The organism is Thermogymnomonas acidicola (assembly GCF_014646795.1).
Taxonomy (GTDB): domain Archaea; phylum Thermoplasmatota; class Thermoplasmata; order Thermoplasmatales; family Thermoplasmataceae; genus Thermogymnomonas; species Thermogymnomonas acidicola.
In genome coordinates this window covers 1,017,735-1,041,664 of sequence record NZ_BMNY01000001.1, presented here as the reverse complement: position 1 = coordinate 1,041,664, position 23,930 = coordinate 1,017,735, and the positions used below count along the sequence as shown (strand labels likewise).

At 56.2% G+C, this 23,930-nt stretch carries 30 protein-coding genes, 1 tRNA gene and 1 other RNA gene; 14 read left to right on the top strand and 18 right to left on the bottom strand.

All coding sequences use genetic code 11. From position 1 onward, the window contains the following. Position 1: 1 nt before the first annotated feature. The 3 genes from IEW66_RS05355 to IEW66_RS05345 form a co-directional block, all read right to left on the bottom strand. Complete coding sequence (locus tag IEW66_RS05355) at positions 2-901, bottom strand: phosphoribosylaminoimidazolesuccinocarboxamide synthase (protein WP_188680921.1); 900 nt, start codon at positions 899-901, stop codon at positions 2-4. Positions 902-963: 62 nt separating this feature from the next. Continuing rightward, positions 964-2,109 (bottom strand): cytochrome P450, encoded by a 1,146-nt coding sequence (locus tag IEW66_RS05350; RefSeq protein WP_188680919.1) that lies wholly within the window; start codon positions 2,107-2,109, stop codon positions 964-966. 61 nt (positions 2,110-2,170) lie between these two features. After that, a complete protein-coding gene (locus tag IEW66_RS05345) occupies positions 2,171-3,301 on the bottom strand; it encodes a cytochrome P450 (protein WP_188680917.1) in 1,131 nt (376 codons plus the stop codon). 163 nt (positions 3,302-3,464) lie between these two features. Here IEW66_RS05345 and IEW66_RS05340 point away from each other — a divergent pair, with 163 nt between their 5' ends. Both IEW66_RS05340 and IEW66_RS05335 read left to right on the top strand, forming a co-directional pair. Next, positions 3,465-4,007, top strand: coding sequence for a cysteine hydrolase family protein (locus IEW66_RS05340; RefSeq protein ID WP_188680915.1), 543 nt, complete (start codon positions 3,465-3,467; stop codon positions 4,005-4,007). 55 nt (positions 4,008-4,062) lie between these two features. Further along, positions 4,063-4,833 (top strand): SDR family oxidoreductase, encoded by a 771-nt coding sequence (locus IEW66_RS05335; RefSeq protein ID WP_188680913.1) that lies wholly within the window; start codon positions 4,063-4,065, stop codon positions 4,831-4,833. Between the two features lie 64 nt (positions 4,834-4,897). On the opposite strand, the gene IEW66_RS05330 is transcribed toward IEW66_RS05335, so the two are convergent. After that, the gene (locus tag IEW66_RS05330) at positions 4,898-5,623 is read right to left on the bottom strand and encodes a DUF72 domain-containing protein (RefSeq protein ID WP_188680911.1); all 726 of its coding nucleotides are present in this window, start codon (positions 5,621-5,623) and stop codon (positions 4,898-4,900) included. A 201-nt stretch (positions 5,624-5,824) separates the two neighbouring features. On the opposite strand from IEW66_RS05330, the gene IEW66_RS05325 reads away from it, so the two are divergent. Then, on the top strand, positions 5,825-6,304 hold the full coding sequence (locus IEW66_RS05325) for an HIT family protein (protein ID WP_229657500.1): 480 nt from the start codon (positions 5,825-5,827) through the stop codon (positions 6,302-6,304). A 450-nt stretch (positions 6,305-6,754) separates the two neighbouring features. Here IEW66_RS05325 and IEW66_RS05320 read toward each other — a convergent pair. Beyond that, a tRNA-Arg gene (locus tag IEW66_RS05320) sits at positions 6,755-6,829 on the bottom strand. Between the two features lie 145 nt (positions 6,830-6,974). Here IEW66_RS05320 and IEW66_RS05315 point away from each other — a divergent pair. From IEW66_RS05315 to mptA, 3 genes are read left to right on the top strand one after another with little or no spacing between them, the layout of a single operon-like run. Further along, positions 6,975-7,202, top strand: a complete 228-nt coding sequence (locus IEW66_RS05315) for a CTAG/PCC1 family protein (RefSeq protein WP_188680907.1) — start codon at positions 6,975-6,977, stop codon at positions 7,200-7,202. Positions 7,203-7,207: 5 nt separating this feature from the next. Further along, complete coding sequence (locus tag IEW66_RS05310; protein WP_075056903.1) at positions 7,208-7,576, top strand: prefoldin subunit beta; 369 nt, start codon at positions 7,208-7,210, stop codon at positions 7,574-7,576. Next, on the top strand, positions 7,577-8,464 hold the full coding sequence (gene mptA / locus IEW66_RS05305; RefSeq protein ID WP_188680906.1) for a GTP cyclohydrolase MptA: 888 nt from the start codon (positions 7,577-7,579) through the stop codon (positions 8,462-8,464). Here the strand turns inward: mptA and IEW66_RS05300 are convergent. From IEW66_RS05300 to ribB, 5 genes are read right to left on the bottom strand one after another with little or no spacing between them, the layout of a single operon-like run. Continuing rightward, positions 8,454-9,062 (bottom strand): MBL fold metallo-hydrolase, encoded by a 609-nt coding sequence (locus IEW66_RS05300; protein WP_188680905.1) that lies wholly within the window; start codon positions 9,060-9,062, stop codon positions 8,454-8,456. The genes mptA and IEW66_RS05300 overlap by 11 nt on opposite strands. Next, on the bottom strand, positions 9,059-9,466 hold the full coding sequence (gene ribH, locus IEW66_RS05295) for a 6,7-dimethyl-8-ribityllumazine synthase (protein WP_075056944.1): 408 nt from the start codon (positions 9,464-9,466) through the stop codon (positions 9,059-9,061). The genes IEW66_RS05300 and ribH overlap by 4 nt, the downstream gene beginning before the upstream one ends. Positions 9,467-9,476: 10 nt before the next feature. After that, complete coding sequence (ribC, locus tag IEW66_RS05290) at positions 9,477-9,965, bottom strand: riboflavin synthase (protein WP_188680904.1); 489 nt, start codon at positions 9,963-9,965, stop codon at positions 9,477-9,479. Next, complete coding sequence (locus IEW66_RS05285; protein WP_188680903.1) at positions 9,962-10,393, bottom strand: adenylyltransferase/cytidyltransferase family protein; 432 nt, start codon at positions 10,391-10,393, stop codon at positions 9,962-9,964. Before IEW66_RS05285 ends, ribC begins: the two co-directional genes overlap by 4 nt. Next, positions 10,320-11,063 carry a 3,4-dihydroxy-2-butanone-4-phosphate synthase gene (ribB, locus tag IEW66_RS05280; RefSeq protein ID WP_188680901.1) on the bottom strand — a complete coding sequence of 248 codons (744 nt, stop codon included), beginning with the start codon at positions 11,061-11,063 and terminating at the stop codon, positions 10,320-10,322. Before ribB ends, IEW66_RS05285 begins: the two co-directional genes overlap by 74 nt. Positions 11,064-11,156: 93 nt before the next feature. Here ribB and rimI point away from each other — a divergent pair, with 93 nt between their 5' ends. Beyond that, entirely contained in the window at positions 11,157-11,615 is a 459-nt protein-coding gene (gene rimI / locus IEW66_RS05275; RefSeq protein WP_188680899.1) for a ribosomal protein S18-alanine N-acetyltransferase, read from the top strand. Here rimI and IEW66_RS05270 read toward each other — a convergent pair. Both IEW66_RS05270 and ffs read right to left on the bottom strand, forming a co-directional pair. Then, positions 11,596-12,702 carry an HD domain-containing protein gene (locus tag IEW66_RS05270; RefSeq protein WP_188680897.1) on the bottom strand — a complete coding sequence of 369 codons (1,107 nt, stop codon included), beginning with the start codon at positions 12,700-12,702 and terminating at the stop codon, positions 11,596-11,598. The two genes, rimI and IEW66_RS05270, sit on opposite strands and share 20 nt — an antisense overlap. A 19-nt stretch (positions 12,703-12,721) precedes the next feature. Then, an RNA gene (gene ffs / locus IEW66_RS05265) (signal recognition particle sRNA) lies at positions 12,722-13,026 on the bottom strand. A gap of 90 nt (positions 13,027-13,116) precedes the next feature. On the opposite strand from ffs, the gene purS reads away from it, so the two are divergent. The 3 genes from purS (at position 13,117) to IEW66_RS05250 (ending at position 16,779) form a co-directional block, all read left to right on the top strand. Then, positions 13,117-13,359: a phosphoribosylformylglycinamidine synthase subunit PurS gene (gene purS, locus IEW66_RS05260; protein ID WP_188680895.1), complete on the top strand. Its 243-nt coding sequence runs from the start codon at positions 13,117-13,119 to the stop codon at positions 13,357-13,359. Positions 13,360-14,238: 879 nt separating this feature from the next. After that, positions 14,239-16,524 carry a phosphoribosylformylglycinamidine synthase subunit PurL gene (gene purL / locus IEW66_RS05255; protein ID WP_188680892.1) on the top strand — a complete coding sequence of 762 codons (2,286 nt, stop codon included), beginning with the start codon at positions 14,239-14,241 and terminating at the stop codon, positions 16,522-16,524. Further along, positions 16,525-16,779, top strand: a complete 255-nt coding sequence (locus tag IEW66_RS05250) for a hypothetical protein (RefSeq protein WP_188680890.1) — start codon at positions 16,525-16,527, stop codon at positions 16,777-16,779. Here the strand turns inward: IEW66_RS05250 and IEW66_RS05245 are convergent. From IEW66_RS05245 to IEW66_RS05235, 3 genes are read right to left on the bottom strand one after another with little or no spacing between them, the layout of a single operon-like run. Next, positions 16,776-17,435: a DUF120 domain-containing protein gene (locus IEW66_RS05245; RefSeq protein WP_188680888.1), complete on the bottom strand. Its 660-nt coding sequence runs from the start codon at positions 17,433-17,435 to the stop codon at positions 16,776-16,778. The genes IEW66_RS05250 and IEW66_RS05245 overlap by 4 nt on opposite strands. Next, positions 17,383-17,808 (bottom strand): type II toxin-antitoxin system VapC family toxin, encoded by a 426-nt coding sequence (locus IEW66_RS05240; RefSeq protein WP_188680887.1) that lies wholly within the window; start codon positions 17,806-17,808, stop codon positions 17,383-17,385. Before IEW66_RS05240 ends, IEW66_RS05245 begins: the two co-directional genes overlap by 53 nt. Continuing rightward, a complete protein-coding gene (locus IEW66_RS05235) occupies positions 17,809-18,435 on the bottom strand; it encodes a translation initiation factor IF-2 subunit beta (RefSeq protein WP_188680886.1) in 627 nt (208 codons plus the stop codon). It lies immediately after the preceding gene. A 250-nt stretch (positions 18,436-18,685) separates the two neighbouring features. Between IEW66_RS05235 and IEW66_RS05230 the strand changes: the two genes are divergently transcribed. Further along, positions 18,686-19,111: a ribbon-helix-helix domain-containing protein gene (locus IEW66_RS05230; RefSeq protein ID WP_188680885.1), complete on the top strand. Its 426-nt coding sequence runs from the start codon at positions 18,686-18,688 to the stop codon at positions 19,109-19,111. A gap of 19 nt (positions 19,112-19,130) precedes the next feature. After that, complete coding sequence (locus tag IEW66_RS05225; RefSeq protein WP_188680884.1) at positions 19,131-19,874, top strand: hypothetical protein; 744 nt, start codon at positions 19,131-19,133, stop codon at positions 19,872-19,874. Between the two features lie 2 nt (positions 19,875-19,876). Here the strand turns inward: IEW66_RS05225 and pyrI are convergent, their stop codons facing one another. Together pyrI and pyrB are read right to left on the bottom strand one after the other, a co-directional pair. Next, positions 19,877-20,341, bottom strand: coding sequence for an aspartate carbamoyltransferase regulatory subunit (gene pyrI, locus IEW66_RS05220; RefSeq protein WP_188680883.1), 465 nt, complete (start codon positions 20,339-20,341; stop codon positions 19,877-19,879). A gap of 5 nt (positions 20,342-20,346) precedes the next feature. Beyond that, positions 20,347-21,255 (bottom strand): aspartate carbamoyltransferase, encoded by a 909-nt coding sequence (pyrB, locus tag IEW66_RS05215; protein WP_188680882.1) that lies wholly within the window; start codon positions 21,253-21,255, stop codon positions 20,347-20,349. A 119-nt stretch (positions 21,256-21,374) separates the two neighbouring features. On the opposite strand from pyrB, the gene IEW66_RS05210 reads away from it, so the two are divergent. Together IEW66_RS05210 and IEW66_RS05205 are read left to right on the top strand one after the other, a co-directional pair. After that, positions 21,375-22,658: a hydroxymethylglutaryl-CoA reductase, degradative gene (locus IEW66_RS05210; protein WP_229657499.1), complete on the top strand. Its 1,284-nt coding sequence runs from the start codon at positions 21,375-21,377 to the stop codon at positions 22,656-22,658. A gap of 28 nt (positions 22,659-22,686) precedes the next feature. Then, a complete protein-coding gene (locus tag IEW66_RS05205) occupies positions 22,687-23,433 on the top strand; it encodes a tetratricopeptide repeat protein (RefSeq protein WP_188680881.1) in 747 nt (248 codons plus the stop codon). Here IEW66_RS05205 and IEW66_RS05200 read toward each other — a convergent pair. Continuing rightward, entirely contained in the window at positions 23,430-23,909 is a 480-nt protein-coding gene (locus IEW66_RS05200; RefSeq protein WP_188680880.1) for a DUF2240 family protein, read from the bottom strand. The two genes, IEW66_RS05205 and IEW66_RS05200, sit on opposite strands and share 4 nt — an antisense overlap. Positions 23,910-23,930: the final 21 nt, after the last annotated feature.

Here is a 23,930-nt window from a genome sequence, read left to right as displayed (position 1 = left end):
ATCACCATTTTTCCCCGGTTATCCTCTCGTACATGGTCACGTAAAGGTCGCTTGTCTTCTTCACCATTTCTGGGGGGAGCGGAGGTATCTCTGGCTCTGGCAGGCCCTTTTCCCTTGCGGAGTAAAGTTCGCTGTGGTAGCCGGTTGACCTGTAGTACTGCCTGACGAACTCCTTGCTCAGCTCCACTATCTTCCCCTCATCGTACTCCTTCCTGTCCCACCACCTGTCCTCGTCAAGGGTCCCGAAGGTATCGATGAGCACGGGTTCCCTGCCTATGCCGAAGGCAAATTCCTTCTTTCCATCAACATGTATGAGGCCCCTCTGCGACACGGACTTGTTGATGCGCCTGTCGACCCTGAGTATGGCCTCCTTTATCTCGTTGAGTTCGGAGTTAGTCATGCCGCCGATCTCTATGATCTCGCCGTGTTTCAGGGGCCTGTCGTACTTCTCGAACTTGGTTGTGACCTCAAAGAAAGGGTCATCCAGCTCCTCACCGTACTTCGGTGCATGGTTTAGGCCGAGGTCCTCGTACCTGACCTTGCCCTCCTTGACCCTGTCGTAGAGGCTACCAGCAACGTAGTACCTTGTGATGAACTCCAGTGGGATGACGTACTCGATCTCGTGCGGGTCGCCCTTACCGCTCTCTGGTATGTAGAACTTCTTCACCCTCATTTCGTTGGGCGAGACCATTTCGATGAAGTGGGTCTCAACCCTGGCGCTCTCCTTGGCCACCCTGAACCAGAAGCTCGATGTCCTGCACAGGCTCTCCCCCTTGTGGGGTACGGTGTTGGGTATTATCTTGTCAAACACCGATATCCTGTCACTGAACCTGAAGAGAAGCGTGTCGCCCTCATCGTAAACGTCCTTCACCTTTCCCACACGTATGGGCTTATCTGACATCCCTCAGGTATGAGACCTGGATTAATAAATGAATTCAGGTGGGGGTTGAAAAAATGTCTGGATCAGCTGGCCTGAACCTCGAGCCTCCTGTAACCGTACATTATGAAGCTGTCCACCCTGTCCTCCGGGGACACGTGCACAGCTCTGATGTCCCCGTAGCGCTTCGTTAGCTCCTCCATGGCAACCCTTGCCTCCAGCCTGGCCAGTGGAGCACCCAGGCAGAAGTGGATTCCCTCGCCGAATGCAACGTGCCTGTTCTCCTTCCTGTCGATTATGAATTCCTCTGAGTTCGGGAATACGTCCTCGTCCCTGTTGGCAGACTGCAGGTACACGAAGATGAAGTCCCCGGGCTCCACCTTCATGTCTCCTATGCGCCCCTCCCTCTTGACCAGGCGCCTGGTCGACTGCACTGGTGAGCGGTACCGCAGGACCTCCTCTATGGCCGTCGGTATAAGGGAACGCTCCTCCCTAAGCCTCTCGAACGAGCCAGGGTGCTCGGAGAATGTCACAATGGCGTTGCTCAGGAGGTTCGTGGTTGTCTCGTTGCCTGCAGCGAGGAGCAGGATGGAGAAGCCGATGATCTCCTGCCTGGTGAGGTGCTCGCCGTCGACCTCTGCCCTTATGAGGAGGCTGATCAGGTCGTCGGAGAGTGAGTGCTTCCTCTCATCTATCAGGCCCGAAAAGTACTGGGCCATCTCCCTCTCCGTGTCCATGTCCACACCGAAGCCCAGCACACGCACCAGGTTGTCGGACCACTCCTTGAACTTCTCCATGTCCCTGTCAGGGACGCCCAGGATCTTCGATATGACGAGAACGGGCAGGGGGTAAGTGAGGGCCTTCACTATGTCGAAGGTACTCCTGCCATCCACGACGTCCAGGAGGGCATTCGTTATCTTCCTGATCTCTGGCTCGTATGATGCGATCTTCATTGGGGTGAATGCCCTGCTCACCAGGTTCCTGAGCTTGGTGTGCTTCGGCGGGTCAAGTATCAGGATGCTCGGTGATGATAGCTCGTCGAGCTGCCTCCTCATCTCCGGCGCCATGAGGTCCCTGAACTGCGAGGAGAATGTCCTGTAGTCGTCGAGTACTGCTGTGACGTCCCTGTACTTGAATATGTAGACGTTGTTGTCCTCCCTGTAGACCGGGTTTTCGCTGCGCATCTTCCGGTACCACTCGAATGGCTCTTCCCTGTAGCCGGGTATTTCCATAGGCCACAATAACCTCCACTCTAATAACTATTATCTATATTAAAAAAAAGATATATCTATGTTACCTAACAACGGAGACGGGCAGGGACTTAAAGCCGTAGACGATTGTACTGCTGACCATGCTAGCGGAATCGATGTTTCCGACCCTTATTTCCCTGAACCTCTCCGTGATCTCCTCGAACGCTATCTTCGCCTCAAGCCTGGCTAGGGGGGCACCCAGGCAGTAGTGGATGCCGTTGCCGAACGCTATGTGCCTGTTTTCCTTTCTCTCTATGTTGAACTTCTCCGGCTCTTCGAATACCCTCTCATCATGGTTAGCAGACCCGATCCATGCAGTTACATAGGAGTTTGCCGGTATTGTTACGCCTCGCACAGTAACATCGGCCTTCGTCCTCCTGAACATCGACTGGACCGGAGACCTGTACCTGAGCGTCTCTTCAAGCATTCCAGGTATGAGGCTCCTGTCCGATACGACCATATCGTAGGTTCCGGGGTTCTCGTTCATGCTGTAGACCGCATTGCTTATCAGGTTCGTGGTTGTCTCGTTGCCCGCGATGAGGAGCAGGATCAGGAATCCCATCAGCTCCTGTGGTGACAGGGGCTTCCCGTCTACCTCGGAGGATATGAGCATCGAGATGAGGTCGTCTCTGGGGTCCCTCTGCCTCTCCCTTACCATCTCAGAGAAGTATGTGACCATCTCCGACATGTAGTCTCTCTGGCCCATGAACGCCTGGCCCGTGACAACGGCGTCTGACCATTCCTTGAACCTCTCCATGTGATCCCTGGGGATGCCTATTATGTCTGCAATAACCATGACAGGAAGTGGGTATGAGAAATTCCTGACGAAGTCGAACTGATCCGACTTCACTGATTCAAGGAGGGAGGTGCAAATCTCCCTTATCTTGTCAGCCCTCTTCCCTATCCAGGCCGGGCTGAACGGCTTGCTTACAAGTGCACGGAGCCTGGTGTGCCTGGGAGGATCCAGCTGTATTAGACTCTGCGAGAGAGGCATCTCAGCGGCCTCGTTGAGCTGCGATGAGAAGGTCTGGTGTTCGCTGAGCGCCCTTGCCACGTCCTCGTAGAGGAAGAGGTTCCAGCTGCCATCGTAACTGTCATAGTACACAGGTGAGCGGTCCCTCATCACGCGGTACTGTTCGAACGGGTTTAGCCAGTCTATGCCCTCAAAGAGCATGCGGTCAGCATGCTTAATGGGCTATTAAGCTGTTCGTTAGCTAACGAAATTTGTCACTTCTCGCGAAATCATATTCAAATGTCCTATAAATCAAGTGTCAGATGTGAGTGCCATACGTACACATGTTCGTAAATGATTTGTACCAGAATATGTTACTTAATGCATGAAACCTGGACTTATTATTGTAGACGTGCTAAACGACTTTGTCCATGGCCCCCTGAGTACGCCGTCCTCATTATCGGTCGTGGGGCCATGCGCGAGGACACTGGCATACTTCAGGAGGTCTGGCTTCCCGGTGTTCTTCGTGAACGACGCCCACATAGATGAGGATGTGGAGATGCCCCTGTGGGGCCCGCATGCGATGAAGGGTAGCGAGGGGGCACAGGTGATAGAGGAGCTGAGGCCCGTGGCGGGCGAGCTCGTCCTTGAGAAACACTTCTACAGCGGCTTCCAGGGCACTGAGCTGGACACACTGCTCAGGGTCAAGGGCTGTGATACGGTGTACCTGGTTGGCCTGGACGCAGACATCTGCGTGAGGCACACGGCGGCTGATGCATTCTACAGGGGATACGGCATCGTTGTAGTGAGAGATGCTGTGGCCGCAAGGATCGACGGGAACTGGGAAGAGTACTTCAGGAGGGTCTACGGGGCCCGGATTGTGGAGAGCAGCGAGCTGGTGCCAGAGGAGCACCTGGAGAGGGCCTGAACCTCCCGCAGCGCCACCGTGATCCCTTATAATACAGGTTTCACCTCATGAGCCCATGGACCTAAACCTCAGGGGGAAAGTTGCTGTCGTGACAGGTGGAACCGGTGGCATAGGTGCTGCTGTTATGAAGGCCCTCAGGGACGAGGGTGCACACCCTGTATCGGTATCCAACACTGAACCCACGGAAAGGGTACCAGGTGCTGAATACATAAATGGAGATATCACGGACAGAGGTGCAGTCTTGGGGGCCGTGTCAGAGATCAAGGAGAGCATGGGGAAGGTGGACATACTTGTGAACGCCGCCGGCATAGAGGAGTACGCACCGGTGCACCTGACGGACGAGGCAATGTTCAGGAGGGTAATGGATGTCAATGTCACAGGGGCGTTCCTTATGATCAGGGAGGTGCTTCCCCTTATGGAGCAGGGTGTCATTATCAATGTGGCCTCTGTCCAGTCATTTTCGGCCACGAGGAACGCCGCTGCTTATGTCACCAGCAAGCACGCCCTCCTTGGCCTCACCAGATCCGTTGCCCTTGACTACGGGCCCAGGATAAGGTGCCTGGCTGTCTGCCCCGGGACGGTAGACACGCCCCTGGTGAGGAAAGCCGCTGTACTTGAGGTGGGAAACAGCGAGGACAGGGTGGCAGAGAAGATATCAGAGTGGGGCAGGGCCCACCTGACCGGCAGGATAGGCAGGCCTGAGGAGGTGGGCAAGGTCATAGCATTCCTGTGCAGCGATGCCGCATCCTTCATGACCGGATCCGCAGTCATGGTCGATGGGGGCCTCCTCTCCTACATACCCATAAGCACCCCGGAGGTGCGGTGATGGCTGCCTGTGTCCAGATAAAGGGGTTTTCCTGAATGCTGCCTGCACATGGGGATATGCGGCATCAGGATCTCATGATCTCCCTTATCTTTGTGATGAGAGTGGAGGCATTCTTCGGTGCCATGGCCCTGTAGTCGTTGTTGAAGTAAACGTAGACGGCGCGTGGCGATGCTCCAACGATCTCCCTGGCCAGCCCCAGGAGCCTCTCGTCCGAATAATCCGTGGCGTAGCCCTGCTGATCCCCGTGCATCCTTATGTAGAGGACGCTGTCTTCGAAAAGGACGAATGGCATCCTTTCAGAGCTCACTGCTGCCACGTGTATGCCCTGGGCTATCAGATCTCCCGCTGCCTTTCCCTCCAACCAGGACCTGTGCCTGAACTCCACAACATTCTCATAACGCCTGTCCAGCAAACCTATGATGGCAGACAGGTTCTCATCGCTGTACCTGAAAGATGGCGGGAACTGGAAGAGTATGCAGCCCAGCTTCCCCCCGAGCAGGCCCACTGTGGAATAGAAGTCACTGATGGCCTCTTGCACACCACGCATCCTGCCCTCATGGGTTATGGACCTGTGAGCCTTCACGCTGTAAATGAAGCCTTCCGGTGCGGCCCTAGCCCACCTCCTCACGCTCTCCCTCCTGGGAAAGGTGTAGAAGGAGGAGTTGATCTCCACGGTATCGAAGCGGGAGGAGTAGAACTGGAACCACCTGGACTTCGGCATGCCCTCTGGATAGAATAAGCCAGACCAGTGGTTGTAGAACCATCCTGAGCAGCCCACCCTGATCTCCACGTAAAGCCAGTGCCTTGGATGTATTTCCATCTTTCTGGAACAACCGGCTCTGGAAGCGGTGCAGTTATATGGCAATGGGCAAGGCAACGGGCACGCCTGTGAAGCAGGCCATTGCAGTTATATGAGGTGGTGCTGCCGTCAGCCGCGCCTCCACCATTCCGCCGGTTAAGTATATTTTGTGATCACCATACCTGCATGTATATGCCCGGCAGGCAGCTGAAGCTCTTTGAAGACGAGACTCCCGGTGAGTGCGTCTTCTGCTCCATCGCACAGGGAAAGGTGGAGAGCGTAACGGTGTATTCAGATCCGAGGTTCGTGGTGTTCCTGGACAGGAGCCCGCTGTTCAAGGGCCACCTCCTTGTCATACCGAGGGCGCACGTGGAGAACTTCGACAGTGTGCCACCAGAGATAGAGGGATCCATACTGGGCGTGGCCAGGGCTGCTTCGCTAGCGTTGCAGAGGGTCCTCCACTGCGATGGCACATTCATTGCGATAAACAACAAGGTGAGCCAGACTGTCCCTCACCTCCATGTGCATGTCGTGCCCAGGAGGCACAAGGACGGCCTAAGGGGCTTCTTCTGGCCCAGGGAGAGCTACGCGGAGGGAGAGGCTGAAAGGATAGGGAAGGAGATTTCCGATGCCATGGGATCCATCATGGGCGGGAACGGACGAAAGCGCTGATAGCCCGTGATCCCAAGTCCACCAGTGCAACTATGCAGAGGGACTTCCTGTAAGGATGCCCACCATATGCCGATCCCTTTCTCCCCAGCCCGATCCTGCCCCAAGCTTGTCATGAGTTCAGGGTACGCACCGAATGTCCTGGAAAATGACCAGGCCGTTCGTATTGTGCGTGTCCGAGGTTATAACGGCAGATGGATCCACAAACCCCAGTAACTAAAACGTCACTTCATTGAATGTGCAGGAATCGGATTTCCCGGTTCCGCACGAAAATGCCGGAACCAGGTGACTCTAGACCACAGGAATGCAGTGTTTGCCATCTGCTGTCCTTTTTACCGCTTCACCCCCAGCACGCTGTTGTCACCGATATCCCAGGAGACGGATCCACAGGCCCCTTTTCCCAAGGCCCACTGGATGGACGGGCAGCATTCAGTGCCTGGGAGCCGCAGAAGACGGGCCCGGTGGGATTTGAACCCACGGTCACCGACTTAGAAGGACGGTGCCTTATCCAAACTAGGCCACGGGCCCGTGACTGTAAGTTTAAGTCGTGACTTTAACTTTTCGTCCTCCGGCGCGTATTTCCCGCAGTGAAATGGGGATTTCAGCAAGACTGGGAGGCGAGTTCTCCGCCTGGCGATCCAAAAGGACATTTACAACGTGCACATATTAATGCGTGTACGAGGTGGAACTCAGGATAAGCGAGGAGGAGATGCCTGGCATAGATGCCATCCTGCTACCGGACATGGGTACCGAGGTGGGCAGGTCAAAGGTATCGCTACGGAGGGATGGGGAAAGTATTTACGTTTCACTTCGATGCCCAGACAGGAGTTCGCTCCGGGCTTCCTTGGGCATGTTGACAAGGTTGCTTATCACTGTAAAGAGGGTATATGAGGAGGTTTAGAAGAGATGGAACCGAATCTCAGCACGTATATACAGAACCAGATAAGGCAGGCGCAGCAGCTTGAGACCCAGATAGAGCAGATAGCCACCCAGAGGTACCAGCTTGACCTGAGGGTCAAGGAGATCGAGAAGACGCTGAAGGAACTCGAGAAGGTGCCTGAGGGTGTTCCTGTGTACAAGAACCTCGGCACCGTGATGTACCAGGTGCAGGACAAGAAGACCGTTGTGGACGAGCTAACTGAACAGAAGGAACTCACGGAGATCAGGCTGAAGACGCTTGAGAAACAGCAGAAGGCCCTTGAGGACAAGTACAAGGAACTTGAAGGCCTGATCAAGCAGAGAATGGAAGACCTTAGAAAGGGTGGACAGCAGTAGATGCAGATACCGGATGTACAGTCGCAGACCCCACACTTCAGGATCCCCATCCAGCAGGTGGGAGTCAGGGGAGTTCAGGCACCAGTGACCCTGGTCAGGGGAGGGAAGAGGATACCAGCCTTCGTTTCCTTTGACGCGTTCGTTGGCATACCCGGGGAAAGGAGGGGTGCAGACCTTTCAAGGCTGCTCGAGGCCATAGGTGCAGTGGTGTCTTCGGAGCACAGTGGCCTTGAGTCCCTCTCGGGGAGGGTGTGCATGGAGATCATGGAGAGGATGCCATACGCCACAGGCATAGATGTGACGGTTGCATCGAACTACTTCAGGGAACGTGACCGTGGCGCCGGATCTTACGTGAAGTACGAGCTCCTGGGGGAGACAAGGCTATCGGGTGATGGTGAATTCTCAAGGCTCGGTGTTACTGTCCTGACCATGAATGCGTGCCCATGCGCCATGGAGACCACCAGGGCCCTGGTACTGGACGCCAGGCCGGAGCTATCGGATGCACTGAGGGAAATGCCTTCAGTCACGCACAACCAGAGGAACAGGGTCAGGGTCATCACGCAGGTATCCGAGGAACACCAGGTTGAGGCTGACGACCTCATAGACACCGTGGAGGGGGTTGTTGGTGGAGCCCTGCTTTCCGTGCTGAAGAGGATGGACGAGGGGAAGTTCGTTTACAGGGCCCACAGCAGGCCAATGTTCGTGGAGGACATAGTGAGGGAAGTGGCGGCATCACTGGCAGAGAGGTTCAGGGACATGCCTGACAGTTACACGCTTGAGGTCAGTTCGGAGAGCGATGAGAGCATACACCCCCACAACGCCTACGCACGTATCAGCACAACATACGGTGAAATAAGGAACATTGGGAGGGAAGGCCTCAGAGTGTGACCGTCTCCCCGTGGCCCGGGAGTACGGTGTAGCCCTTGTACTGCATTATCTTCTTCCTGGACTCCTCAGCCTTCTGCATGTCCAGGGTGAATGTCCTGTTAACCTCGAGCCTCCCGTTCCTTGTGTACACTGCATCGCCAACGACGATGGCCTTCTCGCCCTCAACTATGAACGAAGTGCTCCCTGGCGTGTGGCCAGGGGTCTCGAGTAGCGTTATGCCCTCAATCTCTAGCTTTGAGAAGTCCTTGGCGGAAGTGACAGGCTTCACGGACGAGAGGGAGGCCACGAGCCTGGAGAGTATCGATCTGGAAGGCGTCATCTTCTCCCTGCCGGCCACCACGGCGATCTCGAGGGGGCTGCAGTATATCTCCGGGCTGAAGGCCTCCTCGATGTCCCTGAGGCCGCCTATGTGGTCCGGGTGGTAGTGAGTTATCAAGACGTGCGTGGGCTGCTGGCCCAGCCTCCGGAAGTACTCCACCACTCTCCTACCGGAGCCACGGGTTCCGGCGTCGAAGAGCACCGTGTCCTTGCCGTTGCGGTACACGTAGCACCTTGCCATGGTGCCGTCTATGGCCTCGATCCTCTCGGTAACCTTCATAGTTCAGACAGCCTCTTGACCATCTTCACAACGCTCTCCACAGCGTCACGTGCCTTCTCGATCCTGGCCTGGGCCTGGAGCCTTGTCTCCCCCGGCCCAGTTATGCCCAGGGCCACTGGCTTACCGAACTCCACCATGAGGTCCTCAATCTTCCTGGCAGCGTTCTGCATTATGACCTCGTCATGGTTGGTCTCGCCCTTGATCACGGCACCCAGCGTGACGATGCCGTCCACATCCTTCCTCTCGATGAGCCTCCGCACAGCCAGCGGGATCTCGAATGTCCCGGGCACCTTAACGACGTGCGTCACGTTTGCGCCCAGGAACTGTGCGTGCTCCTTCGCCCTCTCGAGCATCATCATGGTTATGTCGTAGTTGTATTCTGACACCACAATGGCTATGTTCATTCCAAACACCTCAGTGTCTGTATCCTCCCACAGACCCCTCAACTGGGCCCACGTCCTCAAAGCCCTGCCTCAGGCCCTGCCCGGCGAAGCGCGTCAGGTAAGCCGGGTCACGGACAAGGTGGTACGCGTTCAGGGCGTGCTCCCTGGCCCTCCTGTCGGAGAGCCATGCCAGTTCCTTGGAGTCCCGTGCCTCGTCCTCATGGACGAAGACCTCTATTATGTGCTTGCCCGTCATGAGTTGGACTTGCATGAGACCTGTGGACGCGATCTGCGCGGATATCTTGTCCACGGGCTTGGGGCCAGGCATGCCACACGCCACCACAATGTCACACCCCCTCTCCCTGAACAGCTTCAGGCATGCCACTGGCAGGTCCTTGATGCCGGGCACAGTATATCTCTCCACAACTATGCCCGTATCCGTCTTCTGCAGTTCGTCTATCACTGACCTGCCCATGTCGTACCTTGCAAACGTCGTGTCGGCCACACCTATCCTTATCAAGAGCCATCACCGACCAGCTGCAGTATCCTCTTCCTCACATCCGAGGAGCTCTCCACGTCCGGGTTAGAGTACTTGGATATCCTCACCACCCTGGTGTTCAGACCCAAAGCCCTGCAGTTCCTCTCTATCTCTGCCTCGCTGAACTTCTGGTCGTAGCCCAGCGTTATGATGTCTGGCCTCACCTCGACCACGGTCCTGTAAATATCCCCCTCATGGCCAAGGATTGCCACGTCGACCATCCTGAGCTCCGAAATTATCTCCAGCCTGATCCTCTCATTGAACACGAGCCTCTTGCCGTTTTTCCTTGCCGTGCTGTCCCTTGCCACCACCACGTACAGTTCGTCCCCGAGCTTCTTACTCTCCCTCAGAAAGTGAAGGTGGCCTGGGTGCAGTATGTCGAAGACCCCCGTGGCCATTACCCTGACCATCTGCCCACTCCTCTACTATCGCCTTCCCTTCTATAAATTTTAGCGAGTTCTGCGATGCGAATGCCATGGCCTCCTCCTTGGTCATCGACCTCCCGGTATCGCTCAGCATCTCCACTATCGTTGCAGACGGGATCAGGCCGGCGGACTCGACGAGGTAGGTGCTCAGCTCGGTGTGCCCCCTCCTCCTACCGAAATAGCCCTCCCGTGCTATAAGGAGTATCACATGGCCCGGGCTCCTGAAGCGCCTGGCGAACTCCACTGTTGCCCTCTCGCCGAACTCCTCCAGCTCGCCGAGGAACCTGGCGAACTCCGATATGGTCAGGGCCCTGTCCACGTCCGGTATTCCGGTGAACGTGTTCCTGTGGTTTACCGTGAGTGAGAAGGAGCTGTTCCTGTCATATTTTAGATCGGATGCATCGAGCAGGATGTCGGGCACCAGGGAAGAGGTCCTCAGGACGTCCTCCAGGTACGGTAGACCAATGGCGGAGGCCATCTCCTCGGTCACCGTGGTGCATATGAGGCCGCCCCCGTACTTCCTCATGAACCTGACCTTTTCAGGAGTGATGAACTGGGAGGCGAACACTATGTCCGTCTCTCTCTCCCTCCCGTCGAAGTCGTAGACGAGGACTGGCCTCCCGGCCCTGAGTTCCTCCGCTATCTCTGTGAGCATAGGCATGGATGCCGGGGATGGTTATAAATATGTGGGTAGATACTCATTTTTTGGTAAATGTTCACGATATATAATCCACTTCAATACACATACGTGGCAGTGAGGCCCTACAGGGATAGCGACTTCGAGGCAATAGTGGAGATAGAGAGGCTTTCCTTTCCAGTGGGAGCTTACAGCAGGCGCATGCTGAGGCACATGCTGAACGAGGAGGGTTCCAGGACACTGGTCTACGAGGACGGCCGTGTCCTTGGCTACATTACCGCCATTCCCCTGGACACCGTTTCCTTTGACGTGGAGAGCATTGCAGTGCTTCCTGAGGCCCAGGGCAGGGGCATAGGTAGGCAGCTCCTCTCCGCGGTGGAGGAACTGATGGCACAGGAGGGCTTCACAGTATCGATACTGGAGGTGAGGGAAAAGAACAGCGGTGCCATCAGGTTCTACCAGAACATGGGGTACCGAATCATATCGTTCATGCCGAAGTACTACAGGGAGGAGTTCGAGGGCTCCAGGGGGGCATACAGGATGCTGAAGTTCATAGGCCAGGAACGCTGATTCCGTCCCTTGTGGCCACCAAGATGTACCTGTCCTCCAGCGACTTCATGAGGGACCTGACCAGGGGGGAAACCTCCGTTATGGGCACCTCGTCGCCACCCATCCTTATGTTTATCGTGCTCTTCACCCTTGAGGGGCCGGAGAACTCCAGTGGCGGTATTATGTCGAGGACATAGTCGCCCTCACTCATGGACGAAATGGCACTCTTGACCCTGCTGAGGTCCTCGCCGGAGTACCTTATCCTCACCACTGCCTTAAAGAGCCTGCGGCCCGTTATCTCCCTGTAGCAGGCCTCAGGTATGGACTCCATAATTTCGGCATCCGTGAGCCTGAACACGTTACCGACCCTGTCCCTGCAGCTGCGCAGGGCGTTGTTCAGCATCCCCTGAGCTATCCTGCAGGTCTTGTGGAAGTAGACAGACCTGTACATGAGAATCCTGTTTATCAGGAGAGATTCGATTGCGGGTAGCCCCTTCTCCTCCACCACGAACCTGCCGTCCTCGGGCTCCAGCACCTCCATTATCCTCCTGTAGTCCACTGAGCCAGTGGATACGCCGCACATCAGTGAATCGCGCCTCAGGTAGTCCATCTCATCAACATCTATAGGCCCGCTGACGAGGGAGGAGTAGGGAACACCCGGATCGGCAGACATTATTGCTGCCACCTCCCTCCTGTCTATGCCATATGCCTCGAGGATGCCGGGGATCTGGCTGTCGGCGAACGGCTCCTCACCGAGAACTATCCTCCTGCCTGCCTCCTCATGGTCCATGCCGGTCCACTCCCTGAAGAGCGGCTCCACACTGTGGCTGAACGGGGGGTGGCCTATGTCATGGAGGAGGGCTGCCGCTTCCAGCTCGAGCCTATTCTCAAGGGCAAAGTGGTCAGCAAAGGCCCTGGCAAGGTAATAGGTGCCTACCGAGTGCTCGAACCTGGTGTGGTTTGCACCGGGGAAGACCAGGTAACACAGGCCGAGCTGCCTTATATACCGGAGCCTCTGGAACTCAGGTGTATCTATGATTTCAAGAAAGGGACCGTCGAACCTGACCGGTCCGTTCACGGGGTCCTGAATCACCTTGTACTCGTGCATCCGGATCTTCCGCGTGAAGAGCCGGACACACCCGGATCGGACCAGATGTCCTGGTAGGTGCCCCCTGCTTCCTCTCTACCCCGCACCCCTCCAGCATCGGTAGTCCAGGATACCGTTGCTCCCTTCCGGGCCTGGCGGGTTTTCCTGGCAGATCTGGCCCCCAGCCTCCTTTGAGGCTGAAGGCCAGAACCTCCGATCCAGAGGGACAGAGCTTCATGGATTCCACAGGGCCTGCCAGAAGTCTGGGTGCCCTCTCCGGGCTGTCGCCCCCGCGTCTAGACTTCGGGTAACAGGGGACGCCTAACCCCCCGGCCAAGTCCGGCATGTGCCCAATGATAACCTCTGTATAAATATTATCCCGGTGTCCCCAAGGGCCCATGAGACCTTTAATAATCGTGAATCAATCGCCATCCAATGCGCAGGTACAGTGTGGAGATAAGCCTCAGGGAAGGGGTTGAGGACCCGGAGGCCATAACGGTAGCCAAGAACCTAAGGACCCTTGGATTCAGGGTATCTTCTGTGGCCACCAGGAAGGTGTACGAGTTTGAGTTCGAGGAGGGTGAGGAGGAGGCCAGGAAGAAGGTCGAGGACATAGCGAGAAAGATCCTGACCAACCCTGTCATCCACAGGTACGAAATAAGGGAGCTCGATCCCTGAGCTCTGGGAACTGCTCAGCCAGTTGGATGCAGGCCACTGCATACAGGCAACTGTTGAGGCATTCTGTTCCCGCTGGATAAGCCAGCGCTGTCGCCTCTGGGGAGGGGGTTGCCCTGCCTGCGGGGGACAGCCGGACATGTTCTGCCCTGTGAGCTAAAGGGCTGTGACCCTGTGCATGGGCCACCCATTACAGAGCGCGATGTATGTGTTCTCCTGGATACCGGGAAATGGGCCTTCACCCCACCTGAATGTATGGCCCTGGGCCGCCACTGTGCACCCTTGCTTCTGCGTGGCTGTTCCGGGGACATTTTCCTCACGCGATCGGGTGTGGATGGATAATGTACATACGGTGTCTGTACACACAGCAATATATCCACGTGAGGCCATGAAATATGGATGTGGAATATCCCCACTGTGGCGGGGTTTCCACCGCAGACATGCGCTGCGGTGCCAGTACCCTCCAGGGCACACCGGTGTTCCTCCGGGCCCCGGCCATGACCGTGCGGGTGGAATGCCCATAGGAGAGAGGCGCCCTCTGAGTGCGGAGGTGCAGCGGCAGTGCTGAACCCACACAATAGCTGTGGAACGTGTTGGGGGGATGGAATCCGGCTCGGTATGGAGATCGGCAGGAACGCCTCTGGCACCACGGAAAGGATTTAACATAGATCGGGATTGTGGTCAACCCTTGCAGGAGTGCATCATGTGCCCTGGGCCGTGGCTCAAAGCAGCAGTGCGTGGTGTCTGGCTGCCTGCCCGAACAATGCCTGCCGCCTTTGTGCAACAGGCCATGGTGCACAGTTTAGACTGCAGGTTCCGGTTGCAGGGGTTTGCCGGCTCCTGGATTCATGGCCCCATGGATGGATGGGGCAGGGGGTTCGCATGGAAACAGCATATGGGGATGAGGTCAGGATAACTGGACTCTCGGACGAGGAACTTGGCAGGCTCTCTTCAGACCTTGGCCTGTCCCTGTCGCTCACGGAGATGAAGATGCTCCAGTCATATTTCAGGAACCTGGGCAGGGAGCCCACGATGGTGGAGGTCCAGGCCATGGCACAGGCATGGAGCGAGCACTGTTGCTACAAGTCATCAAAGTTCTACCTTAAGAGGTACCTATCAGGCCTCAAATCGGCATACACGATCCTTGCCATGGAGGACGATGCGGGAGTTGTTGAGTTCGATGAGGAGCACGCCTACGTCCTGAAAATGGAGAGCCACAACCACCCCAGTGCCGTTGAGCCCTACGGTGGAGCCGCAACCGGAGTCGGTGGGATAATCAGGGATGTGCTCTGCATGGGTGCCAAGCCGGTGGCGCTCCTCGATTCGCTCTTCCTCCCCATGCCCGGAACAGAGAAAGGAGTGCTCCCCGACAGGTACCTGATATCCGGCATAATAGCAGGCATAAGGGACTACGGCAACAGAGTCGGGATACCCACGGTGGCGGGCTCCATTGACTTCCATCCCTCATACTCGTCCAACCCGCTTGTGAATGCGGGCTGCGTTGGCATTATGAGGAAGGAGAACCTCGTGAGGAGCAGGGTTGACAGGCCAGGCCTGCTCCTTGTGCTGGCAGGCGGAAGGACCGGGAGGGACGGCATTCACGGAGTGAACTTTGCGTCCAGGAAGATCGAACAGGACAGGGAGAACAGGACCTCCGTGCAGCTCGGCAATCCAATAATCAAGGAACCGCTCATCCACGCCTGCCTTGAGGCCGTAGAGGCCGGCATAGTGGCTGCCATGAAGGACCTGGGCGGCGGCGGGCTCTCCAGCTCTGTTGGGGAGATGTGCCACGCTGGCGGCTACTCTGCGGAAGTGTACCTTGACAATGTCCTGCTCAAGGAGAGCGGCATGGAGCCCTGGGAGATATGGGTGAGCGAGAGCCAGGAGAGGATGCTCCTCGCCGTGGAAGAGGGCAACCTCGGGAAGCTCTCGGAGATATTCAGTTCATGGGACATAGAGTTCTCGGTCATAGGCAGGGTCAAGGAGGGGCATAACCTGGTTATATGGAGCAGGGGAAGGAAAGTCCTGGACCTTGACCTGAATTTCCTGACGTCCGGGCCGGTGTACGCAAGGCACTACCTCAACCCTGAGAAGAGGGAGAAGGCAACAGTGCTTGCAGCGGAGCCGAAGGACCTGAATGCGTTCTGCCTGGATTTCATCGGCTCGCCCAACCTGTGCTCCAGGGAGCACGTCATAAGGCAGTACGACCACACGGTGAAGGGTAACACCGTTGTGAGGCCCCTTACGGGCCAGCCAAACCATGAGACGCACTCCGATGCAGCTGTGATAAAGCCACTGGAGAATTCTTACAGGGGCCTCGTGCTCACATCCGGCTCAAGGCCCCTCATGGTCAGTGCAGACCCCTACATGGGAACGCTCAACACAGTGGCTGAGGCCTACAGGAACATACTCGCAGCAGGTGGCAGGCCACACTCCCTTGTAGATTCCCTGAACTTCGGTGACCCGGAAGACCCTGCAATCATGGGCCAGTTCGTAGAGAGCGTGAGGGCCATCGGAGACTTCTGCAGGCGCACAGGGCTGCCAGTTGTATCAGGTAACGTGAGCCTGTACAACGGCTCAGGCCATGAGGGCATAATACCGACGCCAACCATAATGATGGTCGGGATAATAGGGGATGTCAGGAAGGCGTGGACACCTGAGTTTAAGGAGGGTGGGAACCCAGTCTATCTCATAGGGGAGCAGTCGGACGACCTGGGCGGAAGTGAGTTCCTGAGGTTCACTGGCCAGGGCCCTGGTGGCTGCCCAGAACTGGACCTGGATGAGCTGGAGAGGATATCCGAAGGCATGCGATCCCTGGACCCTGCAGTGATAAGGGCCTGCCATGACGTCTCCACAGGTGGCATATTCTCAGCACTGTGCGAGATGTCGTTCGGTAACGGGATAGGCGTGGACTGCGACCTTACCCCGATCTCTGGAGGCAGGACAGTGTGCAAGCTCTTCTCCGAAGGCGGGAACAGGTTCATAGTGGAGGTGGACAGGTCGAGGGAAGAGGAGTTTAGGTCGGCACTGCCAGGAGTACAGAAGACCAGGATAGGAGTGACGGGGGGCACCAGGGTCCGCATCTCAGACATGGGCAGGGTGGCGGTTGACCTGTGCATTCCGGACCTCTACGAAAGGTGGTCCACTGGCATATGGGGGGTGGTGTGAATGGACCTCCTCAACAGGTACCGGAGGGTAGAGGGCTTCAACGTAACCCTTCACACCAGGTACAGGTTCAACTTCGATGGCGGAAGGACATGCGGCTTCATCAGGGTCATAGGTGGAGAGCCAGGCGGTGACGAGGAAGACTACGAACTCTACATGGAAGTGCTGGAGTGCGGCCTGACGCCTGAGAAGGTGGACGAGGCAGAAGAGAGGGTTGTTAGAGAAATAAGGGAGGGAAGGATCGATGTCTCCCTCTAGGACAGGTCCACAGTGACCCTCACCCTGGAACCGTCCTTGAGCCCGAGTTTTCCCCTTAGGTATTCTTTTGATATGACCTCTATCGTATCTGTGTAGACCGAGCGCTCCGGCAGGATAACTGCGCAGTCTTCGCCCCCAATCCTTGCCCTGAATGCCTTCACGGCGCCGAACGTCCGGTCCTCGGTCTTGAAACCCTCAATCCTTATGCCCTCGCTGCTCCTCATCCTCCTCAGGTTCCCCTCATAAAGGGGGTCTACCTTTACGTTGAGTGTGCCCAGGTAAGGTATGAAGCCCAGTTTCTCCTGGAACTGCACTATGTAGCCCTTCCTCGACACATAATACCTACCCTCTCCCAGGCCGCTCTTCACCTCCCCCTCTATGACCACCCTCATGTCCTGTGAGAGGATCCTGCTCAGCTCGTTCAGCTCGCCGTAGAGCACCTCCAGGCCGCTGTCCGTTATCTCTATGACCTGCTTCCTGTTCTCCAGCTTCCTCCTTATGTATCCCTTTTCCTCCAGCTCGATAAGGAGCCTGGACGCTGACTGCTGGCTGAACCCCAGGACCTGGCCAAAGCGTACGGTGGTCATGTAGACTGAGTTGCTCTTACCTGCCTCTTTCTTTATGGCCTTGAGGGCCTGATAACTCCTCTGCTCCATCCAGACTTCTCCCCCTGGAATACCTGAACACGCCGTTCCTGCTCATGCTTATGGTCCTTATGCCCATGGTCCTCAGCCTCGCCCTCAGTCCCGCGTCATCAGTGATGACCGGCATCCCTGTCCTTGATGCTACGGATACGATGCAGTCATCCCCAGAACCCTCAGATTCCAGGGTGTCCATCCTCGAGGCCATTTCCAGTGCCAGGGAAGCGTGCCTCACACTCTTCCTGAGGGCCTCCAGCTCACGGAGGACACAGAGGGGCACAAAGACCCTGTGGATACCCAGCTGCTCCGAAACACCCCTCCGGACGTCAATGCCACTGAGCGCTGCGTAAATCAGCACGTTTGTGTCCACAATTGCCGACGTGTCCATCTAAGAGCTTTCCCTGTCAACTATCTCCGCCACTGCCGTGTTGTTCTTCACCTTCTTTATCAGCACCCTGACCGTCTCACCCTTCTTCGCGCCCGGTATGAGTATGGTGTAACCCCTGTAGTTGGCCCTACCCTCTCCGGAAGGCCCGACGGTTGAGACCTCCACAACGTACTGCTTGCCCTCCTCCAGCCCCTGTTCGCTGGCCCTGGATTCCCTAACAGCCCTAATGGGGTGCTGGGCACCACAGGCCTTGCAGACAAGCACGCTTGTCCTGCCTATCTTCTGGATCTCCGTGTCAGGGGCGTTGCATTCATAACAGAACACGTACGTCTCTAGGTACTCCTGTATCTTCTGCGATATCTGCTCCTGCGTCAGCTTCCTCTCTATTATGAGCCTCTTCCCGTCTATGTTCGCACCGATGCCGAACTCGTGCATCAGGAACTTTGCAACGTCCTTAGGGTCCCTGTTGATTATATCAACAATGTCCATGAAGTTCCTTATGATCGTGCTCTTACCCTCCCTGAACACCTCGGGCTCCGGGATCTGCAACCTTGACTGGTTCCTGGTTGCCTTTGCCAGTACGGAGGAGCTCCTGTTCAGGAGTTCTTCATAATTGAATATATCCATAGGGGGCAATCACCAGCCTGTTAATTAACCTTGACACATTTTAAATAATAAAATCTTTAATTTATAACCTCGGATATTAAGCTGTACGTACATGTCCATAACCGTGAGGCCTGTGTATACCGGCGAGTCAGGAAAATAAAGGTTTTGCAGCGTATGTACTGACGCAGGTTGTATGTACCGGTGTCATACGCAATGTGCCATGAGCGTACTAACACTACAAACCTTTAAATACATCCATGCTGTTTTTTGTTTGAGGTCTGGAGACTTGGAGAGCAAGGACACGAAACTCGTAATCAGGATAAGCCAGGCGGACATAGAAGAAATTGACGAGTTCATAGAGAGGAATCCAAGGTTTTCCAACAGATCTGAATTCATCAGGCATGCAACCATGGACTATATAGCAAGGAGCAGGGCAGGCATCATCGAGCCGCAGAACAACGGCATCAACGTGAAGATAGACAGGGCCTTCCAGAGGGCAATACAGAAGCTAGTATCCGAGGGCCTGTTCTCATCAGTTGATGACTTCATAACAGCAGTCCTCCAGGAATCCCTGAAGACAGGGCTCGTAAGGAGGATGATCCAGGACAAGCAGGAGCAGTACAGGAGCCTCCTCGGCCAGCTGGGAAAGGACCTGGACACCGATTCCGAGCTGGAGCATGGGGGGATAGATAAATAGGGGAGAGTGAGGTCTGTAAATGGAAGTTGTGGATATAAGCAGTCTGGAAAAGCTGTTCCGTGACCACATAAAGGGCTTCTTTGAGGAACGCATGGACAATGTGGTTGTCGGTGTGGGCCGCACCGCACTCGACGTGATAAGGAGGATCGTGCCCATAGAGATGAGGCGTGTTTCATACTACGCCCTGCTTGAGGACAGGCACGAGGCCCCGGATCCTGAGGGAGTGCTTGAGGTGAGCAGCGCCTCGCAGGCAGAGGTGAAGGTCCTGTCCGAGGGTTCCCTCTCAGTGCTCGGTGAGCAGGTCCTTGGCCAGAAGAACGCCGTGGACGTTGAGGTACTCATAGTGCCCTCAGAGGCGGCCGAGGAGAGGGTGAGGATGGTCCCCTACCTGGAGAGGATGGGCAGGTCACTCTCCTTCCTCATCTTCGCCGACCTTTCGGACGAGTTCGCGAGGAAGAGCATGGTCACGCTCTCCGACCTGATGAGCGCCAGGAAGATCCCACACCTCTGCGTGGCGCTCAAGCCCCCCAGGGAATCACGCAACCTGAGGGCAGCTGCAGAATGGGCCATAGGCACTCTCGAGGGCTCTGGCCGCTTCCTCAGGACTTACGAACGCCACCTACCTAGGGCACTGAGTGAGAGGAGGAAGGCCGAGGAGAGGCTCCTGGAACTCATGGCCAGGGAGGTGGAGACCCTGTCCATGAAGATAACGTCTGCCGTTGAGATATCAAAGTACGAGATTATGGTTCTGGCAACCAGGTAGGGTCAGAGGGTAGAGTGGACCTCCCTCTCGCCCATGTTCCTCTCGCAGTACACGCACCTCAGGACAAGTGGCTTCTTGCTGACCACAATGAACTCGCTGGTAACAGGTTCCTTCTTGTTAGATATGCAGCTCCTGTTTGAGCACTGGACTATCCCCACCACCCTCTCTGGGAGGTCGACCTGGAACTTCTCCGTGATCTCGTAGTTCTTCACTATGCTTATAGTTGCCTCCGGCGCAACGAGGGCAATCCTGTCTACCTCGTGCTTCTCCAGGAACCTGTTCTCTATCTTTATGACGTCCTTCTGCCCCAGCTTCTTGCTAGGCACCCTCATGCCTATGCTCACCGAATACGGTGCGTTCTCGTCTATCTTTAATATGGAAAGGACCTTGAGTGCCTTTCCCGCGGGCACATGGTCCAGCACGGTCCCCTCCCTGATCTTGGATATCTTGAGCGTCCTGTCCTCCATCACGATCACTCCAGTATCATGGATATGAGTGCCATCCTCACGGGCACACCATAAGATGCCTGCACGAAATACTTTGCGTTCTTCGTGTAATCAACCTCCGGCTTTATCTCGTCCACTCTCGGCAGTGGGTGCATTATTATGGCGTCCTTCTTCATCTTTGAAACAGATGCCTCATCTATTGAATACGACCCTATGACGCTCCTGTACTCGTTCTCGTCGCTGAACCTCTCCTTCTGTATCCTTGTGACGTACAGCACATCCAGGTCAGGGAGTATGTCGTCAAGGTTGTCCACCACCTTCACGCCCGCCGGTACCCTGGACATTATGTGGTCTGGCAGTGCAAGTACCGGGGGTGAGACGAGGAAGATCTCCACGTCGTACCTTGCAAGTGCAAGTATGAGTGAGTGCACCGTCCTCCCGTACCTCAGATCGCCCACCAGTGCAACCCTGTTGCCGTCTATCCTGCCCCTTTCCCTCCTTATTGTGTAGAGGTCCAGAATGGTCTGCGTTGGGTGCTGGCCAGAGCCGTCCCCTGCGTTTATGACCGGCTTCGTGGAGAACTTGGAAGCGAGCCTGGCGGCACCCTCCAGCGGGTGCCTGATGACCACTATGTCTGAGTATGCGTTGACCATCCTCACTGTGTCTGCCAGCGTCTCGCCCTTCGATGTGGACGAGGACTGGGGCTCAGCCATAGAGATCACGGAGCCACCGAGCCTGTGCATGGCGCTCTCGAACGACATCCTGGTCCTCGTGCTGGGCTCGAAGAACAGTGTGGCCATGATCTTGCCCTCCATGGTCCTGTTCCTCTTCTCGCCCAGCGCGTACGGCAGCATCTCGTCCGTTCTCCTGAAGATCTCCTCGAGGTCCTCAGTTGAAACGTCATCTATGGATACAACGCTCTTACCCTTCAACATCCGAGGGGAATGTCCAGGTTCAATGATAATGTTTGCACACAGGGAATCGGGTGTCACCGGGCGTCATGATAATGTCAAATGCCGGTGCACATTTTTCTAATACATCCCGATGTACAGGCATGGCCGTGAGAGATTCCAGGATAAGCGGTTTCTTCAGGCTCACTCCAGTCGAGAGGCTCAGGAAGGTGGCGGAACTGGTGGGCCTCACTGAACAGGAGGTGGCCACACTCCAGATGACCGGGTCGATGGGGATCGATGTGGCGGACAAGCTGGTCGAGAACGTGATCTCAACGTTGGAGATGCCACTGTCCGTGGCCCCGAACTTCAGGGTCAACGGTAAGGACTACCTGGTGCCGATGGCGATAGAGGAGCCATCGGTGGTTGCGGCCTGCTCCAACGCCGCCAGGATCGCAAGGGAGGGAGGTGGATTCAGGGCATATGCAACGGAGCCCCTTATGTACGGGCAGGTGCAGGTGATCGGCGTGCCCGATCCCAACGTGGCCAGGGTGGAGATACTCTCCAGGAAATCCGAGATCCTTGAACTGGCCAACACGGCCAGCCAGACCCTTAAATCCAGGGGGGCAGGGGCGAGGGATCTCCAGGTCAGGGAAGTCCCGGGGCTTGAAGGGCAGGTTGTCGTCCACCTGGTAGTTGACGTGATGGACGCCATGGGTGCGAACGTAATAAACACGATGTGTGAGAGGGTGGCACCACTGATAGAGGAGGTCACTGGAGGGAGGGTGAACCTCAGGATACTCAGCAACCTCACCCCGCTGAGGACAGCGTACGCCTGGGCAAGGTTCAGGAAGGAACTTATAGGTGGCGAGGAGGTGGTGAATGGCGTTGTGGAGGCCTGGAGGTTCGCACAGATGGACATATTCAGGGCAGCCACTCACAACAAGGGCATAATGAACGGCATCGACGCCGTGCTGGTTGCAACGCTGAACGACTGGAGGGCCGCAGAGGCCAACGCGCACGCCTACGCCGCCATAGGCGGCTACAGGTCGCTGACGAGGTATTCTGTGGACAGCAATGGGAACCTGATAGGCTCCATAGAGGTGCCACTGGCCGTCGGTGTGGTCGGTGGGACCACCGGAGCGGTGGAAAAGGCCAGGATAGCGAGGAAGATCCTGGGCGCCTCGGATGCGAGGGAACTGGCGTGCATTCTGGCCAGTGTGGGCCTGGCACAGAACTTTGCAGCCCTGAGGGCACTGGCAGACGAGGGGATACAGAGGGGTCACATGTCCCTGCACGCCAGGAACGTGGCGGTCACGGCCGGGGCCTCACCACCCGAAGTGGATGCCGTGGCAAAGAGGCTTGTAGAAGAGGGTAGGATAAGCGTGAGCAGGGCAAGGGAGATACTGCAGGAAATGAGGGGCGGTGGTTCAGGAAATAATAAATAAAGTTTCACGATGCTTCAGGGAGCCTCAGATGGAGAATGAGCTTGAAGCCCTGCTGAACAGCGGGGATCTGAACCTTCAGAAGGAAAAGTACATGGATGCAGTGAGGGACTACACAAAGGCGTACGAGATCGTCGGGGACTCTGACGAACAGATGAAAGCAGACATATGCTACAGGCTTTCCCAGGCCTACCTCTCCCTGGAGAGGCGGAACCCTGAGAACTCCCTAAAATTTGCGAAAGAGGCGCTCAGCATACACGAGCGCCTGGGCGACGAGGAAATGGTTGTGATGGATCTATTGAATATCGGTTACATTAGCTTCGAGGGTGGCAGGAAGGAGGAGAGCGAATCTTACTACAGGAGGGCAATAGAGATCTCTGACAGGAGGGAAGATCCGCTCCTGCTGTGCATGAGCCTCAACGCCATGGCCGACTTCATGGTGGAGGCCAGGAACGACCCTGACGGGGCCGACAGGATATACTCACGCGTAATGCAGATAGCGGAGCAGACCTCTGACTGGGAGAACTACTTCGAGGCGTACAGGGGCAGGATAGAGGTCCTGCGCAAGAAGGGAAAGGAGGAAGAGGCCCTGAAGATGGCCATGGAGGCAATAGACAGGATCGATGACGTACTGGGGAAGATAAAGAACAAGAAGGAGAGGAGGGAGTTGAGGAAGGGGCTCTCCTACATATACGACGTGGCGTCCGACATAGCAATGGAAATGGAAGACGTGGACAACGCCATAAGGATAGCGCAGAGGATGAAGGACGAGGACTAGCCCTTCCTCATGGATTCCAGGACTTCCCTTGCGTACTGCCTGACATCGATGCCCTCATCTGAGAGCGCTGCCATGAGGGCCATCTCGAAGCTCACGTATTTTAAGTTGCCCTGAACCTGCTTTGCCCTCTCTATGGCCTGCCTCTTTGTGAACTTTCCCGAGGCAACGGCCTCGTCAAGCAGGCGGTCAACCAGTGGCCTGTCGGTGCTCGTTGCAAAGAGTTCCTCTGGCTTAACGCTGAAGTCCAGGGGCACTATGACGCCCCCGGTGCTGAAGTTGGGCAGGAGGCGCCCATCGCGCTCGACAAGCAGGCCCTCCCTCACAGACTCTGAGACGAAGCGCCTGACATCATCCGGCGAAAGGAGGGCCCTCTTAAAGGATAGTACGTTCACGAAGTCCTGCTGGACAAAGGACTTCTGATCCCTCTTCGAGTTAGCGGTTATCGCTATCAGTTTCCTGGCCAGGTCCTTGTTCATGCCAAAAATGGTCTGTTTTTT

Bases quoted from the DNA above. Each gene is read 5' to 3' on its own strand.
- IEW66_RS05355 (WP_188680921.1), bottom strand. From the start codon at position 901: ATGTCAGATAAGCCCATACGTGTGGGAAAGGTGAAGGACGTTTACGAT.
- IEW66_RS05350 (WP_188680919.1), bottom strand. From the start codon at position 2,109: ATGGAAATACCCGGCTACAGGGAAGAGCCATTCGAGTGGTACCGGAAG.
- IEW66_RS05345 (WP_188680917.1), bottom strand. From the start codon at position 3,301: ATGCTCTTTGAGGGCATAGACTGGCTAAACCCGTTCGAACAGTACCGC.
- IEW66_RS05340 (WP_188680915.1), top strand. From the start codon at position 3,465: ATGAAACCTGGACTTATTATTGTAGACGTGCTAAACGACTTTGTCCAT.
- IEW66_RS05335 (WP_188680913.1), top strand. From the start codon at position 4,063: ATGGACCTAAACCTCAGGGGGAAAGTTGCTGTCGTGACAGGTGGAACC.
- IEW66_RS05325 (WP_229657500.1), top strand. From the start codon at position 5,825: ATGCCCGGCAGGCAGCTGAAGCTCTTTGAAGACGAGACTCCCGGTGAG.
- IEW66_RS05310 (WP_075056903.1), top strand. From the start codon at position 7,208: ATGGAACCGAATCTCAGCACGTATATACAGAACCAGATAAGGCAGGCG.
- mptA (WP_188680906.1), top strand. From the start codon at position 7,577: ATGCAGATACCGGATGTACAGTCGCAGACCCCACACTTCAGGATCCCC.
- IEW66_RS05300 (WP_188680905.1), bottom strand. From the start codon at position 9,062: ATGAAGGTTACCGAGAGGATCGAGGCCATAGACGGCACCATGGCAAGG.
- ribH (WP_075056944.1), bottom strand. From the start codon at position 9,466: ATGAACATAGCCATTGTGGTGTCAGAATACAACTACGACATAACCATG.
- IEW66_RS05285 (WP_188680903.1), bottom strand. From the start codon at position 10,393: ATGGTCAGGGTAATGGCCACGGGGGTCTTCGACATACTGCACCCAGGC.
- ribB (WP_188680901.1), bottom strand. From the start codon at position 11,063: ATGCTCACAGAGATAGCGGAGGAACTCAGGGCCGGGAGGCCAGTCCTC.
- IEW66_RS05270 (WP_188680897.1), bottom strand. From the start codon at position 12,702: ATGCACGAGTACAAGGTGATTCAGGACCCCGTGAACGGACCGGTCAGG.
- purS (WP_188680895.1), top strand. From the start codon at position 13,117: ATGCGCAGGTACAGTGTGGAGATAAGCCTCAGGGAAGGGGTTGAGGAC.
- purL (WP_188680892.1), top strand. From the start codon at position 14,239: ATGGAAACAGCATATGGGGATGAGGTCAGGATAACTGGACTCTCGGAC.
- IEW66_RS05250 (WP_188680890.1), top strand. From the start codon at position 16,525: ATGGACCTCCTCAACAGGTACCGGAGGGTAGAGGGCTTCAACGTAACC.
- IEW66_RS05245 (WP_188680888.1), bottom strand. From the start codon at position 17,435: ATGGAGCAGAGGAGTTATCAGGCCCTCAAGGCCATAAAGAAAGAGGCA.
- IEW66_RS05240 (WP_188680887.1), bottom strand. From the start codon at position 17,808: ATGGACACGTCGGCAATTGTGGACACAAACGTGCTGATTTACGCAGCG.
- IEW66_RS05235 (WP_188680886.1), bottom strand. From the start codon at position 18,435: ATGGATATATTCAATTATGAAGAACTCCTGAACAGGAGCTCCTCCGTA.
- IEW66_RS05225 (WP_188680884.1), top strand. From the start codon at position 19,131: ATGGAAGTTGTGGATATAAGCAGTCTGGAAAAGCTGTTCCGTGACCAC.
- pyrI (WP_188680883.1), bottom strand. From the start codon at position 20,341: ATGGAGGACAGGACGCTCAAGATATCCAAGATCAGGGAGGGGACCGTG.
- pyrB (WP_188680882.1), bottom strand. From the start codon at position 21,255: ATGTTGAAGGGTAAGAGCGTTGTATCCATAGATGACGTTTCAACTGAG.
- IEW66_RS05210 (WP_229657499.1), top strand. From the start codon at position 21,375: ATGGCCGTGAGAGATTCCAGGATAAGCGGTTTCTTCAGGCTCACTCCA.
- IEW66_RS05205 (WP_188680881.1), top strand. From the start codon at position 22,687: ATGGAGAATGAGCTTGAAGCCCTGCTGAACAGCGGGGATCTGAACCTT.
- IEW66_RS05200 (WP_188680880.1), bottom strand. From the start codon at position 23,909: ATGAACAAGGACCTGGCCAGGAAACTGATAGCGATAACCGCTAACTCG.